Here is a 17,035-nt window from a genome sequence, read left to right as displayed (position 1 = left end):
AGAGAGAAGGTGGGGACCCTGAGTAAAAGTATAATGGAAAGCCTACACCTCGGATTAGTTGTCTCTTGCCAGGCGTTGCCGGATGAGCCGCTGCACGGGTCGGAGATCATGGCCCGGATGGCCGTAGCGGCTGCGGAGGGAGGAGCTATTGCCATCCGGGCGAACGGGGCAGCAGATGTAAGGGCGATCAAGCAGGCGGTTTCGCTGCCGGTGATCGGCATCGTGAAGCGCGATTACCCTGGTTCCTCCGTCTACATTACGCCTACACTGCGGGAGATAGAAGAGTTGCTGGAAGCCAGAGCCGATATTATTGCTTTTGACGGAACCTTGCAGAGGCGTCCTGGGGGGTGTACATTGGAACAGATCATAGACCTGCTGAGCACAAGCCCGGCCGCTTCAATGGCGGATATCTCTACGCTGGAGGAAGCGGTCTATGCCGAATTGCTGGGGGTAAGCTGTGTCTCGACCACCTTGTCGGGGTATACGCCCTATTCGCGGCAGCAGCAGGAACCGAATCTAGAGCTGCTGGAACAAGCTGCCCGGCGATTGAAGATTCCGGTCATTGCCGAAGGCCGGATCACGCAGCCCGCTCAGGTGGAAGCGGCGCTGGACCTGGGAGCCTACGCGGTCGTGGTAGGCTCGGCCATTACCCGGCCGCAACTGATTACCCAGCCGTTCGCAGCAGCGGCGAGAAAAGTGAGGATGAACCGCAATGGAAATGAATGACCGGATTAATACGTATTATCCTTCAATGACCAAATCAGAACAGAAGGTTGCCCGTTGTGTACTGGAGCACCCGGACAATCTGATCTATCTGTCAGTCACCGAATTGGCTGACTTCGCAGGAACGGGCGAGACTACGGTGATGCGCTTCTGCCGCAAGATCGGCTTCAAGGGATATCAGGATTTCAAGCTGATGCTTGCCCAGGGATTGCCGAAGCGTCAAGCCCAGCATCATGGAGAGCAGGGGACAGGCGAAGGTGACTATGCCGACCATCTGTATGCCTCGATGGTTGGTGTGCTGCAATCCAGCCTGGGGATGCTTGACCGGGAGCAGCTGCAGCAGGCCGTAGATGATCTGGACCAGGCTCGGTTTGTCCAGTTCTTCGGCGTAGGTTCGTCAGGAATCACAGCACTGGAAGCCAAGAACCGCTTTCTGCGTATCGGGCGGCGGGTTGAAGCAAATTCTGACAGCCACATCCAGTCGATGATGGCGGTCACGATGGGGGAGGGGGACGTTGCTGTGGGGATCAGTGTCTCCGGCAGCACGCTGGATACGAATGACATGCTGATGAAGGCGAAACAGAACGGGGCCAAGATCATTGCCATGACCAATTATGCGAAGTCCCCGATTGCTTCCATTGCCGACATTGTACTGCTTACCGCCGGGAAGGAGTCGCCGCTGGAGGGCGGCTCTGTCGGGGCTAAGATCTCACAGCTGTTCATTATTGACCTGCTGTGCCAGGGACTGGAGCGCCTGCATGGAGAAGAGACCAAGCGGATGAAGGAGCTGACTGCCCGGGCAGTTATTGACCGGATATATTAAATTGTGGGAGAAATGAAACGATAATAAATGATGCACCAATATACCGGCTGTATGCCGCCAGAAAGCAGGCAAATGAGAAATATGAGGTGACACTTAAGAACTGAAACGGTGCCTTCCCAAAAGGATGGCAAAGCCGTTTCCGCTTGATACAGACGTAGTAGTGGAGGCGGTGCGAATGTGGCAAGTCATAGGTGTAGATATCGGGGGGACAGGCATTAAGGGGCTTGTTACCGATGAAGAGGGGGCCGTTCTAGCGGAAGCCGTGCGCGATACGGAGGCCCGGCTGGGCCGGGATTCGATCCTCAACCAGCTTCACAGCCTCGTTGAGGAACTGCTCCTTGGGCATCCCGCGGTGAAGGCAGTCGGGATTGCCTCGGCGGGCCTGATCAACGCAGACTCCGGCGAGGTGGTCTACGCCACCGATAATCTGCCCGGCTGGCAAGGAGTGCAACTTACTCAGTGGGTGGAGGATGCCTTTGGCCGTCCTGCGGCGGCCGATAATGATGCCAACGCCGCGCTGCTGGGCGAGGCCTGGCTGGGCGCCGGGCGCGGCCGGACGAACCTGTTCATGCTGACCCTAGGCACCGGGGTCGGTGGGGCTAATATGGCGGACGGGCTGCTGCTGCGCTGGGACTCTTTGAACCGAGGCGACTGGGGCCACAGCCTGCTGGTGCCAGATGGTCGCCCCTGCAATTGCGGTAAGCGGGGCTGCGTGGAGCAATATGTGTCTGGCCGCGCGCTGCTGCAGCTGGCAAGGGAGGAGACTGGCCGGGAATATACGCACGGCCGTGAGGTTATGGAAGCGGCTGAGCAGGGCGACACGGCTGCGTGGGCGGTGTTGGAGCGCTATACTGCGTATCTGGCACATGTGACAGCTGATATTGGGGCAGCGGTAGACCCCGAGTTGATTATTATTGGGGGAGGCGTTATCCAGAGCCGCGCCGTCTGGTGGCCGCTGCTGGTCGCTAAGGCAGGCGAAAAACTGGCTGGCCGGATCGTGCCTGCCAAGCTGGGCAACCGTGCCGGCTGCTTTGGTGCGGCCCGGTTGGCACTGGAGAAGCTGCACCGAGTTGAGATAGGCAGAGGCGGGGATACCTGCCGGGACAAGGAGGAGAGGGAGCATGGCTAGTGGAGAGGAGAAGCGTGCGGATGTTGTAATTATCGGCGGAGGTCTCGGCGGAACCGCGGCTGCGCTTGCAGCTGCCAAGGCTGGGCTGCGCGTGATTGTTACGGAGGCGACAGACTGGCTAGGCGGGCAATTAACATCGCAGGCTGTACCGCCCGATGAGCACCGCTGGATTGAGCAATCGGGCAGCACGGCCTCATACCAGGAGTTTCGCAGCAGGGTCAGGAACTATTACAGACGAAATTATCCCCTTACGAATGAAGCCCGAAGTAATCCCGTGCTGAATCCAGGGAACGGTTGGGTCAGCCGGCTGGCGCATGAGCCGAAGGTGGCGCTGGCTGTTCTCCAAGAGATGCTGGCTCCATACGTGAACACCGGGCGGATCGAGGTGTTCTATCATACGGTGCCAGTGGCGGCTGATACTGAAGGGGATCATGTTACTGGAGTCACTGTCCGGCAGGGGCAGGGCGGTAACCTGATCCGGCTGCGCGGGGACTACTATCTGGATGCCACAGAATGCGGCGATCTGCTGCCGCTTGCTGGAGTAGAGCATGTCAGCGGCGCAGAAGCCCGCAGCGAGACAGGGGAACCTCATGCATTGGAGGAAGCGGACCCGCTCGATATGCAGTCCATCACTCATGTTGCGGCCGTGGACTATGTTGAGGGCGGGGACTACACGATTCCGCGCCCAAGAGATTATGATTACTGGCGCGAATATGTCCCATCTTTCTCGCAGCATCCGATCTTGAGCTGGTTCGCTTCGGATGCTGATGATACGAGCAAGCTAAAGCAGTTCACGATGTTCCCGAATGATCAGGGAATTGTCTCGTTGTGGGATTACCGGCGGATCGTGGACCCGGCTATCTGGACCGAGCCGCTGAATGACGGCGAAGTCACGCTACTGAACTGGGCGCTGAACGATTATTATGCCGGACCCATTATCGGCGTATCGTCGGAGGAACGAGAACTACATCTGGAGGGAGCGCGGCAGCTCACCCTCTCACTCGTGTACTGGCTTCAGACCGAAGCGCCCCGTCTGGACGGCGGAAAGGGCTATCCAGGCGTGCGGCTGCGCGGGGATGTGCTTGGCACAGAGGATGGATTGGCCAAGGCACCTTACATCCGGGAATCCCGGCGCATCTGCGGCCTGTACACTATAGCCGAGCAGGATGTGAGCAAGGAGCTGCGCGGGCTAGAGGGACCGAAGCGTTATGAGGACAGCGTGGGCGTAGGCAGCTATCATCTAGATCTTCATCCTACCACGGTAAGCAAGCGGACTTTCTATATTCCGAACCATCCTTACGAGATTCCACTGGGCGCTTTGATTCCGGTGCGGGTCAAGAACCTGCTTCCAGCCTGCAAGAACATATCCATGACCCAGATCGCGAACGGCTGCTACCGCCTTCATCCAACCGAATGGAATATAGGCGAAGCGGCGGGAACGCTCGCGGCCTATTCCATCAAGCAGCAGGTAGAGCCAGCTAAGGTCAGGGAGTTAGCAACGCATCTTGAGGCCTATCAGCAGCAGCTGATTGCCCTCGGCGTCCAACTGCACTGGACCAAGGATGAACTGCAGGCCTAAGTGCACTCCTTCTCCGATAAATCCAGCCAGCTCAGTCGACTTTAAATAGTTATTCAAGGTAAGGGGCTGTCCCATAAAGTCATAAAGTGGCTAGGACCAACCCGGTTCTCCAAAATTGCACTACAAAAAAAGCATTTCCTTGGTAAAATGGAAGTGTCGAGCAAGCATTTCTAATGGTGGAAAAACGCAAACGGGACAAAGCAAGATAAACCTCTGCTTTGTCCCGTTTGGATGTATTGGTGTTAGTTCTCTTCACCAATGTGTGTTTTTGAGATCTTTTGAGAAAGCCCCTTTTTGATGACGAGTCCCGAGCTGCGAAATTATTTAGGCATATTGTAAATAATGAGATTATTGTACTTGTCTGCATGTTTCTGTTCATCGAGAATAATGCCCCATACGGTGTCCTTGTAAATGCCATAGGGCAGACCAAACCATATTTTTCTGTACTTCTCGACCGCAGCAAGCTCGCCCTGGAATGCCTTCTGCAATCCGCCAAGATAGGATGAGACCGTTTCCGGGGCTTCACTGCTGACCCCTGTGATCTCCTGACCTGTGAGGTCCTTATACATTTGTCTGAACATCATGTTATGTCCGCGCTCATCATCGCGAATGCTTGTAATGATAGCCACTTGGTGAGAGTCAGGGGCCATCCGAATGAGAGCGTCATAGAACATCTCATCGTTTCGTTCTCCCTGAACAGCCGATTGAATTAACCCCAGTGCTTCTGCTGTCGAAGTTGCCCATACGGGTGTAAATGTGTTTCTGTAAAAGTAATGATACGCTGTGTACATACTATCCCTCCATAACCATTGTGGATTAGGATATGCACATATGCCTAGAAGCGTTAATCCGATTTGGCATATTTTGCTGAAGACAGTTTAAATTTTATGCGTACTTCATTCTTTAGATGGAGCCCTCTTCTGAACGCTCTGGAAAGGTAAACTTTAATAGTTTACTGTATCCGTAAGCGAGCACAAAGGGAAGGAAGTAAGACCAGAAGGTCCAGAAGATATTCCACCCATTAAAATAAATGACATGTCCCATCATCTTGGCCGTCCATTCGATCAACGTTAACAAGAGGGATGAAACGAATATGGCGGGCCATGGCCTTTTCCGTCTGACCTGAATCATATATATCATAATGCAGCCTGTAATCGGGTATATGCCGAGATCCATTGGAAGGGCTGCAAAAGACTGATTACGTGTATTCGGCAGGATATTCCAGAAAAAATTAAATCCGATATTGTTAATACAGGCAGATACTGCTACCCCTAGCGGATAATAAAGTACGAGAAAACTGTAATGTCGCCGTAAAATCCATACACCTAACAAGAGGGGGAGTAGCAAGCCTATAATGATGTTACCGATCATTGTATTTTCCTCCAAACGTTAAACGAGCCAACGAATCCGAGCTGCAGTGTCCTTCACATCGATTATTAAAATCCGACGGTTAATCTGTTTTATGTTGTTCAAGCAAACGGTCTATTTTGTTGGCTAACGCATCTAATTTTTGATCATAATGCTTGTACGTAAACCAGCCAATTACTGCTTTGACTGCAAAAAAAGCAAAGCAGCGATAATAATTAAAATGTAGTCATGCGCAATGTGTTTTAACCAATCATTAATGTGCTGTATGGTATACCACTCCTTCGCGTACATGTATCATCCGGTTAAGATGCCCATCCGGCGGTTAGATAATGCAAGGGTGAAGGTTGTAAAGGAATCATCTCTTTTTATTCATAGAATGAGTTGGCAGGCTAAAACAAATTTTAAATATAACTTTCAGCGCATTCTTCTTTTCGGTAGAATAGAGATATCCAATCTGTAATCTTTTTCCTTATTGATAATGGATTGGAAAAATGATTCGAAGGAGGAGAATGTATGAAATCGGCTGCTTGCAGGGAGAGGCAATTGGTATACAGAAGGATGGGTGTGATGCTCGTATTCATCATGCTGGCGAGTGTTTTACTTGGGCCCGGCTCAACGGCTCGGGCTGCCGGGAAGACGATTACGTCCATGGAGTACTTTTCGTCTGCTGACGGACCTGTCATATCCAAATCCGGGGTTGGCAAGGCCAGTTTCGGGTTCGTGATGCCTAAGTTTAACGGGGGTTCTGCTTCATGGAGCGAAGTGAGCGGGGATTTAGGTGTTAATGTGAAGGTAGGAAGCCAATGGGTGGATATTGATCAGGCGGAAGGATTTACGTACAACCAAAACTGGGGGCACTGGACTGACGCCGGATTTCATGGATATTGGTTCACTCTCTCCACAACAACCGATGTTCAATTGTATTCCAAAGCGAACGGAATAAAGCTTGATTATCGACTGGTTTTTCAAAACATTAACGAAACAACAATCACAGCAATGAGCCCTACACAGGGGCCTGACATCATTGCCAGCAGCACCGGAGGCGCCGGCTTCACGTATCCCACCTTTAACAATAATCCATCAGTCACCTATGAAGCCGTCGCTCAGGATCTCAAGGTGTATGTGAAACCTGTGCAGAGCAACACGTGGATTGATATTGACAATAACGCAGCCAGCGGCTGGATTTACGATCAGAATTTCGGCCAATTCACTGAGGGTGGAGGAGGATATTGGTTTAACGTAACCGAATCTATTCACGTCAAGCTGCAGTCCAAAACATCGGCCGCGAATATTATTTACACCATTACATTCAATGAACCTGTGCGTAATTCATTCGTAGTTACTGCCTATGAAGGGACAACTTTCACAGCAGATGAAAGCGGTTCCACAGGTATCCCATTGCCCAAGATTGACGGGAGCGCACCTATTGCGAAGGAATTACAACATTTTGTATACCAAATCAATATCAATGGTCAATGGGTAGACTTAAGTAATAGTGGTCAAAGTAAATTTACGTATTCCGGCAATGGCTACAATCCGATTTCCGATGCCAATCAGTGGGGATACTGGGCCGATCATATCTATGGTCTATGGTTCCGACCTATTCAGGAAAATATGCAAATTCGAATCGGCTATCCGCTTAACGGACAGCCCGGTGGAAACGTGGGCAGCAACTATGTGAACTATACACTCATTGGCAACCCGGATGCCCCGCGTCCCGATGGTTCGGACCAGGAAGACATCTCCATCGGTACACCGAACAATCCGGCGATTGAAGGCATGAATCTGATTTGGCAGGATGAGTTCAGTGGTTCTGCGCTGGATACAAGCAAATGGAATATAGAAACAGGGTATTATCTCAATGATGATCCGGGAACCTGGGGTTGGGGCAACGCGGAGATGCAGCACTACACTACCAGTCCGCAAAATATTTTTGTTCAGGATGGAAAATTAAATATTCGTGCAACACATAGTAACCAATCATTCCCTCAAGACCCGAATCGTTTTGCGAAATATGCCTCTGGTAAGGTGAATACCAAAGACAAGTTATCCTTGAAGTACGGGCGTGTCGATTTCCGTGCCAAGCTGCCTACAGGGGATGGCGTCTGGCCTGCACTCTGGATGCTGCCGCAAGATTCGGTATATGGCACATGGGCTGCATCAGGTGAAATTGACGTGATGGAGGCAAGAGGTCGTCTGCCTGGAACAACCAGCGGAACGATTCACTTTGGCGGACAATGGCCTGCCAATCAGTATGCAGGGGGAGAGTATCACTTCCCCGCAGGACAAACGATTGCTAACGATTATCATGTATATTCTGTAGTTTGGGAACCGGACAACATCAAATGGTACGTGGACGGCAAATTCTTCTATAAAGTTACCAATCAGCAGTGGTCGTCTGCAGCTGCACCGAACAACCCGAATGCTCCATTTGATGAACCGTTCTATTTAATCATGAACTTGGCGATCGGCGGTAATTTCGATGGTGGTCGCATTCCGGATGCTTCGGATATTCCTGCAACCATGCAGGTGGATTATGTTCGGGTATATAAACAGCAATAATGGTTTAATGTGGTTCACTTGAGTTAATTTGGCGAGAACGAAATCCATCATGCAGCATGATCATTAACTTTATTTACCAGGGGTGAACGTCGGTTCACCTCTTTTTCTGCACGCTCCAAGGTCAGCTGCTGTATTATAAAGAAGTACTGGTAACGTTTTTCAACTCGTTTGAGATATTGAATAGTTGAGTTTGACCTTTACGCCAGTACTTCGAATCCTAAAAATGTTGCAAATTGCTGTATTTTATGTTGGAATGAGAAGAACGTTTTAGAATGAAAAAGGATCGTGAGGACAGCACATATGATTGCAAAAACAGAAGAAGATTTTAATGGTTTGAAGGAAATTGGCAGAATCGTTGCTTCCATTCGAGATACGTTGGTGGAGCGCACGGTTCCGGGTATAACGACAAAGGAACTGGATGATTTGGCCGGGGAGATGTTCAAGAAAGAAGGAGCCATCTCTGCTCCCAAAAGTGAATATGACTTTCCTGGTTATACATGCATTAGTGTGAATGAAGAAGTCGCTCACGGAATTCCGGGCAATCGGGTCATTCAGGAAGGCGATATCGTCAATATTGATGTTTCCGGCTCCAAAAACGAGTATTTCGCGGATACGGGCATTTCTTTTGTTGTAGGTCAGGGAGAAGAAATATTAACGAAAATATGTGAGGTAGTCAAACTAGCGTTTGAAGCAGGTCTGAAAAAAGCAAACCCTGGCTCCAAAAAAAGCGGTATTGGCAAAGCTGTTTTCCTGACTGCACGTCAGCATGGCTTAACCGTTATTCGCAATCTGACTGGACATGGGGTTGGACGCGCAATTCACGAAGCACCAGACCATATCTATAATTATAATGACACTTCAGATGATGAGCTGTTGAAGGAAGGTATGGTTATTGCCTTTGAACCCTTCATCTCGACGTCCGAAGAAGAGGTATATCAAAAAGGCGATGGATGGACTTTTGCTACGAAAAATAGCTATGTGGCACAGATTGAACATACCATTATTCTCTCTAAAAAAGGCCCGATCATCATCACACTGTAAGGGCGATTCTTTCCTTTAAGACTAATACTGTCCTTATAAAACTTAGCTATGTTATGCAAACACAGCAAAAACCGATTCCACCTAAGGAGTCGGTTTTTTTGTGCCTGTGTGCAAGTAGATACTAAAGAACGGGATCTTCTAATCCTAAACGAACCGAGCTAAACCTTCACATTTTCAAGAAGGGGTCTGTTCTGCAAATAAAGTTCCATATCCGGGCTGGAGCCATGCAAAATCTGATCTGTAACGATCTTTGCCAGGACTCCGTTATATACCGTTCCATTGTCTCCGTATGCCATGATGACATAACAATGCGGATATGTTTCGTACTGACCAATCACAGGCAGGCCATCATGGGTTCCTCCGTAAAAAGCTCCTAAATAATAATCCGCTTCCACCGGGATGTTCGGGAAAAGCTTTGTGAACTCGCTGATCAGTTTATCTTTGCTTGCCAGGATTTTGGAGTCCCTTGTGTCGGCGTATGCCGTATCTTTATCCATACCACCGATAATTATTCGGTTATCCGGGGTCGTGCGCATATATACATATGGACGTGCCGTTTCCCAGATTAGCGTTCGTTTGTACCAGTTTTCCAATTGTTCTACCGGCTTGGTAATCACCGCATACGAGCTGGAGAGTGTGGCATTTTTCTCTACTTTGAAATCTTTATCCTCATACCCGGCAGCGATAATCACATGTTTGGCACGAATTTCGCGGCGCTCCTTGGTGAAGAAAACAGCGGCATCCTGTTCAAAACGTTTACCCGCAATTTCGGTTTCCTCGTAGATTTGAACACCTTCCAACCTCGCCTTCTCCAAAAGTCCATATACAAACTTTAACGGATTCATCTCCGCGTCATTGTAGTAATACAAGGCAGAGGATTTACGGAAGGGATACACACTTCCTATACGCTGTTCATCCCACATCTCCACATTGAAACCATGTTTACGAAGAAGAGCATACTCCTCCTGCAACGAGGGAATGTCTTCCTGGTAACTCGCATAGTACAAACTGTCACGCCGAATAAAATCGGGATCAATAGGCAGCTCACCGCTGATCTGCTCAATATGGCGGATCGATTGCTCACATAATTTCAGATGACGTGCGGCAGAGGCTTCACCAAAGGTGTGGCTTAATGAAACAAAGCTTTTCTCCCCGGCATATTGAATCAATGCAGTATTGGTGCTTGTACTGCCTTCGCCTACCTTGCGCTTGTCCACCACAACGACGGATAATCCCTGATTGCATAAAAAATGAGCACACTGCGCGCCTGAACTGCCCGCACCGATAATGAGAACATCACAGGTAACATCCTTATCAAGCCGGGGGTAGGAAGGTGGATTGGTTACCGTAGTTGGCCAATATAGTTTGCCGCTCTGCAGATCCATGTCGATCTCTCCTTAAATATATTCGGTACGTAGTATGAGCACTTTTTTGGAAGTCGATGCAGAGGTTCCCTGGGTTATTGTTACTTTTTAAACATTTTAGTTTACAAAGTATGCTGGTTACTCTATATTAAAGATACATCTGCAGGTGTATTTTACTATTATTTCAATTTTTTATGGGAGGTGTGAATGAAAGAACATAAAAACGTTGGTATTTATAACAAACAATACAGAGCCATGACCCTTGGTATTATGCTGGTATTAACGACTTCAGCATTTGAAGGACTGGCGATAACAACAGTTGCCGCGAAGATCGCTCAGGAACTGCAGGGCATTCATTTATACGGCTGGATTTTTAGCGCATTTTTGTTATCTCAGCTTGTAGGCACATTAGTGATGGGACAGCAGGTGGATAAACGAGGCGTATACACATCCATGCTTATATCTTTTACCGTCTTTGTACTTGGAACCGTTGCTGCTGCTGCTTCCATTAACATGTATATGCTCATTGGGGGAAGAGTCCTTCAAGGCTTTGGTGCCGGCGCTTTAATTACATGTGTTTATACATGTGTTACGTTATATTATCCAGATATGCTGCGATCACAGATTCTGGCGGCGTTTTCCATGGCTTTTGTGCTGCCATCGTTGATTGGACCTTATTTGGCAGGACTGCTTGCTTCCTTTGCTTCCTGGCGGCTTGTTTTCTGGATTGTCATTCCTTTGATTGCTGTGGCACTGCTGCTTACATACCGGTCCTTCCAAGCTTTACAGCGCAGTCAGGAAGTCATTGAAAGCGTACAGGGAGGGGACTCAAGGATTAGTCAAGCGATTCTGCTTGCTATTGGAACCGGCTTGTTACTCACAGGACTTGGAATGGTAACTCAATGGCAAGGGGCCGTTCTATCCCTTGGGGGATTACTGATCATGATACCGTTAATGTACAAGCTGCTGCCTCAGGGAACATTTCGGGTGCAATCCGGTTTGCCAGCAACACTTGTAACCAAAGGATTGTATGTCGCCTGTTATTTTGCAACAGAGAGCTTTGTTATTTTGGGACTGACGGAGATGAAAGGTTTATCTGCGCACAGTGCCGGATTGTTAGTCGCAGCTGGCTCCTTGAGCTGGTCTGGAGCAGCATGGCTGCAAGCCAGATGGGATGCAAAAGACGAGGGTGCGGGGCGTAAACAGAGAGTTATGCTGGGCATCGGAATCATGATTAGCGGAGTAATTCTTGTAATGCTTGCTTTGTTTTTATCGAATACCGGAATCACACTCATTCTGCTCTCCCAGATCATTATTGGATTTGGAGTGGGTCTGGCTAACCCGACAACAGCGGTCATTGCTCTGCAGTATGCCGAGTCTGGACATGAGGGGAAGATGTCGTCCAATCTGCAGTTTGTTGATTCCTTCTATGTAGCGTTGAGTATTGGTGTCAGCGGGGCATTGATCGCTCTAGCAGAGAACATGGGATGGGGAATATCGACAGGCATTTTCATGGTATTAACGCTTCAACTTGTATTGGTTTTATGCAGTTTCCTTTCTTCTTTACGAATCTCAAGTCTCGCTTGGCACAAACATCAGCCCGCTGGGCAGAAAACAGATACACTTCCGATGTAAGATTCACAACCGGTCAGACAGCGTAAGGATCGGAGAAAATATTACATTTAGGAGGTGCGCAGGATGGCGCGTGTTTTGGTTGTTATCACCCCGGCTGAAGGTCATGTGAATCCATCGCTGGGATTAATTACGGAGCTGGTCAAGCTTGGAGAAGAAGTGGTTTATGTATGTGTAGAGGAGTATCGTTCACGGATCGAGCAGACTGGGGCTCAGGTTATCACATATCCTTTTTTACATGATGCTTTCTCACATGACCCGATTCTGCAGCCCTTGGAATACAGCCACCCTTATCAATTCATTCACATGGTCACATGTGGTATCATTCCCAAAATGATTCCCGAAGTGCTTCGAGTTATAGAGAATCAGGCATTTGACTATCTCATCTATGATTCTCTGATGGGCTGGGGTGGCCAGATTCTGGCTGAGAAATTGGGCATCCCGGCTGTATGTACAATCTCCTCCTTTGCTTTGGTGGAGCCTTCAGGCCTGCATGACAAACCTATAGATACGGAAGAGCTGTATGAAGCCATCATGAATACAGCACAGAAAATTGCATCAGAGCTTCAAGTAAGTTTACCTGCAGTGGAGGACATGATGGCACATCAAGGTGCCTTGAACATTGTGTACACCAGCCGTTTTTTCCAGCCGCGAGCAGATGAGCTGCACGACCGATATTGTTTCTCAGGGCCATCCATCATCCCGCGTCAGGATGCGCCTGCATTTCCTCTGGATTTGCTCCGCGAGCATCCGCGAGAGAACGTGTATATCTCGATGGGAACGATTCTGAATAAAAACCTGGAGTTTTACAAATTGTGCTTTGATGCATTAAAAGATCTGCCGATAAACGTTATTCTATCTTCTGGCAAGAACACGGACATAGAGCCACTTCGCGAATTAATCCCGGATAATTTCATAGTAAAACCATACGTTGCACAGCTTGAGCTTCTGCAGTATACGAACGTTTTTGTTTCTCATGCAGGCATGAACAGTGTCAGCGAGGCATTATATTTTGATGTACCGCTTGTGATGATTCCGATGACTTCAGATCAACCGTTTGTTGCAAACCGAGTTCAAGAACTTGGGGCGGGAATCGTATTGGATAAAAATAACCTGCATGCATCTGACTTGCGAGAAGCAGTCATGGAGGTGCTAGGCAATTCCGTCTACAAAAACAAAGCTCATCTGATCGGTGAATCGCTGAGACAAGCAGGGGGTTGCGATTATGCTGCCGCAGCCATTATGCAGCAGTTTGCTAAAGTATAAGCAGCGTAGTATCCACTAAGCTTAATCGCAACAGTGATTACATCAACTTCAAAACCCTTCTCTGCTTTTTTGTTGAAAGCAAGGAAGGGTTTATAATTTAAAGGCGTATTTTATTAAACTGAAACGGCAAGCTAAAATTCAAGTCAATTAGAACTCGTATTACTTGCTCTTTTTCAAAATATCGAAAATGATTTTTGCATTGTCCGTGTTATCAATCAGGCCGGAGAAACGATCACTTCCAGGACCATATGCATAAACCGGTACATCTTCACCTGTATGACCACCGGTTGTCCAGCCTGTGAAGGAGCGGTTATTGATAATGGCTTCAATGGCATCATCAATTTTGGTAACATCAGCACTTTGGGCAGCATCCTTAACGGATTGAAGCTCTTCTGCTGTCAGCTCCAGTTTGAGGTATTTGTTTAATGTCTCTTCTACGGAAGCCCCTTTGGCAATCTGGGCAGCCATGAAGTCAGGTGTACGAGTTGCCGCTTTGATCGGATCAACAAAGAAATTGTATTCACCGTCTTTGCCGAGTGTAAGACCGCCTGTAGAGTGGTCAGCCGTAGCCACTACGAGTGTCTGGCCGTCTTTTTTGGCAAAATCAATAGCAGCTTTGAAGGCTTTGGCGAAATCGTCCATTTCGCTCATTGCACCCACAATATCGTTATCATGGCCTGCCCAGTCGATTTGACTGCCTTCGACCATAAGGAAAAATCCTTTTTTGTTTGTTTTCAAGCGATCAATTGCTGAATTGGTCATCTCGGCAAGTGAAGGCGTTGCATTTGTACGGTCGATGTATTTGTCGAGTCCGCCGTCAGCAAACAATCCCAGCACCTGTTTATTTTTGTTTGCAAGCAGGGATGTACGGTCGGTGACGTAACTATATCCTGCTTTTTGAAAATCTTTGGTGAGATCGCGATCTTTGCGAACAAAATTATTTTTTCCACCGCCCAGCAGCACGTCTACTTTATGCTTGCCATTAATCATCTCATCAAAATAATCATTGGCAATGGCGTCCATGTTTTTACGGCTGATGTCATGCGCGCCAAAAGCAGCAGGAGTGGCATGTGTAATCTCCGAAGTGGCTACCAGGCCAGTGGATTTACCGATTTGTTTGGCTTGCTCCAGCACGGTTTTGACCGATTTTTTATTCGTGTCTACCGCGATGGCTGCATTGTATGTTTTCACACCCGAGGACATGGCCGTTGCTGCGGAAGCAGAATCGGTCACATTTTGCTTGTCATCATCCGGATACGTCATTTGTGCACCGACGAGATAAGGGTCAAAAATCGTTTTTTCCATCACTTTGGTTGAAGGGTTATCCTTCATATACCGGTAAGCTGACGTGTAGGAGGTTCCCATCCCGTCTCCGATGAGGAATATAATATTTTTGATCGGTTTCTTTGCTGCACCCGCAGCCTGAACAGTTCCTGCTGGCCCGGCAGACAAAAGGGCAGAGGCTGATACAGCCAGGGTTAATGCGAATGCGGGCAATGTTTTTTTGGACAATTTCACTATAAATTCCTCCTCGTTATATCTCTAACATGAATGCATGAAGCCTTGTTCATTTGTTGATCCTTATGAAGATTATCATTCATTTGTAAATAAAAACCATCATCATTGTATGATGAATGTAAAATTAAAATAGTCTCACAAGTGCAGTGAAACCCTTAAAAACGAATATAAAAATATATTTTTCATAAAATAGTTCGTAAATAATGTGAACAAACTCGTTATTTCATTGACAACGCATGTCATATTTAATAAAATTCGAAATGGACTTCAGGTTAATAACAAACAATAGATTTCCTTATATTTACATTCGGAGCTATTTTGATCCTAATGACGAATATAGGAGCTAAAGAAATCCAATCCTATGTGAATTAGGATTTTTTGTTTTTGGCAATGAGGATTCATGCAGAACGAACAATATGAAAGTTGGAGGCTGGCTTTACAATGAACAACTGGTTTAAGCTGAAGGAAAGAGGCACCACGGTTTCGACAGAAATCATTGCGGGTATTACTACATTTTTCACGATGGTATACATAGTAATTGTTAATCCCGGAATTCTTAGCGGCACAGGAATGAGCTTCAACGGGGTATTTATTGCTACGATTTTGGCAAGTATTATCGCAACCTTGATTATGGGACTATGGTCCAACTACCCGATCGTCATTGCACCTGGCATGGGTTTGAATGCCTTTTTCGCGTTTAGTGTTGTACAGGGATATGGCGTATCCTGGCAGACAGCACTGGGTGCCGTATTCATTGCGGGGATTTTATTTATCATTCTGTCGCTCACTTCATTTCGTTACATGCTGTTGGATGCAATTCCGGCGAGTCTCAAACATGCCATTACAGCAGGTATTGGATTATTTATTACAACCGTGGGGCTGCAAAATGCGGGCATTATCGCAAATTCCGAATCGAACCTGATTACACTTGGTAATTTGGCGCAGCCTATGACGTATCTGACGATTATCGGATTAATCATTACGGTTACGCTGATGGCCTACAATGTGAAAGGGTACCTTTTCATCGGTATGGTCGTTACGGCAATCATTGCCTGGTTCATGGGTCTGTTTCAAATGCCGGCATCCATTGTGGCCATGCCATCGGGGCTTGGGGAAACCGCGTTCCAGATGGATCTCGCAGGGGTTTTCTCCAATGGGCTGTATACGATCATTTTCACCTTTTTGCTTATCACCTTATTTGATACGACCGGAACGATGCTGGGTGTTGCAGAACAAGCCGGATTGCTCAAAGACGGAAAGTTCCCGCGTTCCCGCGGTGCGCTGCTGGCAGATGCTGTGGGTACAACGACGGGGGCCATGCTCGGGACAAGTCCGACCTCGGCCTATATAGAGTCCAGTACAGGGGTTGCAGCTGGAGGAAGAACAGGACTGACTGCGGTGACTGTAAGTATACTGCTCGCACTGACTCTGTTTTTCAGCCCGATTGTGAGTGTTATATCCAGCATTCCGGCAATCACATCTCCGGCCCTGATTATAGTTGGGTTCTTCATGATCAGTGTCATTAGCAAAATGGACTGGAGTGATCTCGAAGAGGCCTTCCCGGCGTTCCTGATCATTATTCTGATGCCACTGACTCACAGCATTGCAACAGGCATCGGTATTGGCTTTATTTTCTATCCTGTGCTGAAGCTGCTTCGGGGTAAAGGTAAGCAAGTTCATCCGATCTTCTATATTTTCGCGATACTGTTCTTTATTCAACTTGTTTTCCTTGATCATTAAGAGACGATTTGAAATGAATCTGAAATGCACAGAGAGAACTGCTTCCAATAAAGCAGTTCTCTTTTTTTTGATATACTTTTGTATCTATATAAGTTGAACTAAAGAATGTACGCAATCCACTCCAATATGCTCATCAATCCAGGCACATTAATCAAATATCGTCCATCGCTCATGGCAAGTGGCAAGTGCAAGTCTGCCACCCTCTGCTGCGAGCGCTAACGATCAGGAGAAGCCTTATTTCGGCATATTTGGGCTTTGGAAAATTCTAACGATCCCCAGAGACGCTATTC

The 17,035-nt window shown here is 47.9% G+C and carries 13 protein-coding genes; 9 read left to right on the top strand and 4 right to left on the bottom strand.

Annotated elements, in window-relative coordinates; all coding sequences use genetic code 11:
• Positions 1-33 precede the first annotated feature (33 nt).
• From IEW26_RS08645 to IEW26_RS08630, 4 genes are all read left to right on the top strand, one after another.
• The gene (locus IEW26_RS08645) at positions 34-726 is read left to right on the top strand and encodes an N-acetylmannosamine-6-phosphate 2-epimerase (RefSeq protein WP_188592083.1); all 693 of its coding nucleotides are present in this window, start codon (positions 34-36) and stop codon (positions 724-726) included.
• Entirely contained in the window at positions 713-1,546 is an 834-nt protein-coding gene (locus tag IEW26_RS08640; protein ID WP_188592082.1) for a MurR/RpiR family transcriptional regulator, read from the top strand. Before IEW26_RS08645 ends, IEW26_RS08640 begins: the two co-directional genes overlap by 14 nt.
• Before the next feature lie 124 nt (positions 1,547-1,670).
• On the top strand, positions 1,671-2,675 hold the full coding sequence (locus IEW26_RS08635) for an ROK family protein (RefSeq protein ID WP_308423450.1): 1,005 nt from the start codon (positions 1,671-1,673) through the stop codon (positions 2,673-2,675).
• On the top strand, positions 2,668-4,254 hold the full coding sequence (locus tag IEW26_RS08630) for an FAD-dependent oxidoreductase (RefSeq protein WP_188592080.1): 1,587 nt from the start codon (positions 2,668-2,670) through the stop codon (positions 4,252-4,254). Before IEW26_RS08635 ends, IEW26_RS08630 begins: the two co-directional genes overlap by 8 nt.
• Before the next feature lie 320 nt (positions 4,255-4,574).
• Here the strand turns inward: IEW26_RS08630 and IEW26_RS08625 are convergent, their stop codons facing one another.
• Positions 4,575-5,045: a ferritin-like domain-containing protein gene (locus IEW26_RS08625; RefSeq protein WP_188592079.1), complete on the bottom strand. Its 471-nt coding sequence runs from the start codon at positions 5,043-5,045 to the stop codon at positions 4,575-4,577.
• A 112-nt stretch (positions 5,046-5,157) separates the two neighbouring features.
• Positions 5,158-5,625, bottom strand: a complete 468-nt coding sequence (locus IEW26_RS08620; protein WP_188592078.1) for a CBO0543 family protein — start codon at positions 5,623-5,625, stop codon at positions 5,158-5,160.
• A gap of 555 nt (positions 5,626-6,180) precedes the next feature.
• Between IEW26_RS08620 and IEW26_RS08615 the strand changes: the two genes are divergently transcribed.
• Positions 6,181-8,184, top strand: a complete 2,004-nt coding sequence (locus IEW26_RS08615; protein ID WP_373288457.1) for a glycoside hydrolase family 16 protein — start codon at positions 6,181-6,183, stop codon at positions 8,182-8,184.
• Positions 8,185-8,484: 300 nt separating this feature from the next.
• Entirely contained in the window at positions 8,485-9,225 is a 741-nt protein-coding gene (gene map, locus IEW26_RS08610) for a type I methionyl aminopeptidase (RefSeq protein ID WP_188592076.1), read from the top strand.
• 158 nt (positions 9,226-9,383) lie between these two features.
• Here map and IEW26_RS08605 read toward each other — a convergent pair whose 3' ends face one another.
• On the bottom strand, positions 9,384-10,610 hold the full coding sequence (locus IEW26_RS08605; RefSeq protein ID WP_188592075.1) for an NAD(P)/FAD-dependent oxidoreductase: 1,227 nt from the start codon (positions 10,608-10,610) through the stop codon (positions 9,384-9,386).
• A gap of 186 nt (positions 10,611-10,796) precedes the next feature.
• On the opposite strand from IEW26_RS08605, the gene IEW26_RS08600 reads away from it, so the two are divergent.
• Both IEW26_RS08600 and IEW26_RS08595 read left to right on the top strand, forming a co-directional pair.
• Positions 10,797-12,224 (top strand): MFS transporter, encoded by a 1,428-nt coding sequence (locus IEW26_RS08600; protein WP_229729742.1) that lies wholly within the window; start codon positions 10,797-10,799, stop codon positions 12,222-12,224.
• A 63-nt stretch (positions 12,225-12,287) separates the two neighbouring features.
• Positions 12,288-13,487, top strand: coding sequence for a macrolide family glycosyltransferase (locus IEW26_RS08595; RefSeq protein ID WP_188592074.1), 1,200 nt, complete (start codon positions 12,288-12,290; stop codon positions 13,485-13,487).
• Positions 13,488-13,646: 159 nt separating this feature from the next.
• Here IEW26_RS08595 and IEW26_RS08590 read toward each other — a convergent pair whose 3' ends face one another.
• Positions 13,647-15,005 (bottom strand): alkaline phosphatase, encoded by a 1,359-nt coding sequence (locus IEW26_RS08590; RefSeq protein ID WP_188592073.1) that lies wholly within the window; start codon positions 15,003-15,005, stop codon positions 13,647-13,649.
• A 441-nt stretch (positions 15,006-15,446) separates the two neighbouring features.
• Here IEW26_RS08590 and IEW26_RS08585 point away from each other — a divergent pair, with 441 nt between their 5' ends.
• Positions 15,447-16,745 carry an NCS2 family permease gene (locus tag IEW26_RS08585; protein WP_188592072.1) on the top strand — a complete coding sequence of 433 codons (1,299 nt, stop codon included), beginning with the start codon at positions 15,447-15,449 and terminating at the stop codon, positions 16,743-16,745.
• Positions 16,746-17,035: the final 290 nt, after the last annotated feature.

Origin of the sequence: Paenibacillus silvae (assembly GCF_014639235.1) — a bacterium.
Taxonomy (GTDB): domain Bacteria; phylum Bacillota; class Bacilli; order Paenibacillales; family Paenibacillaceae; genus Paenibacillus; species Paenibacillus silvae.
Note: the sequence above shows the minus strand (reverse complement) of the source record. Positions and strands in the feature narration are given on the sequence as shown.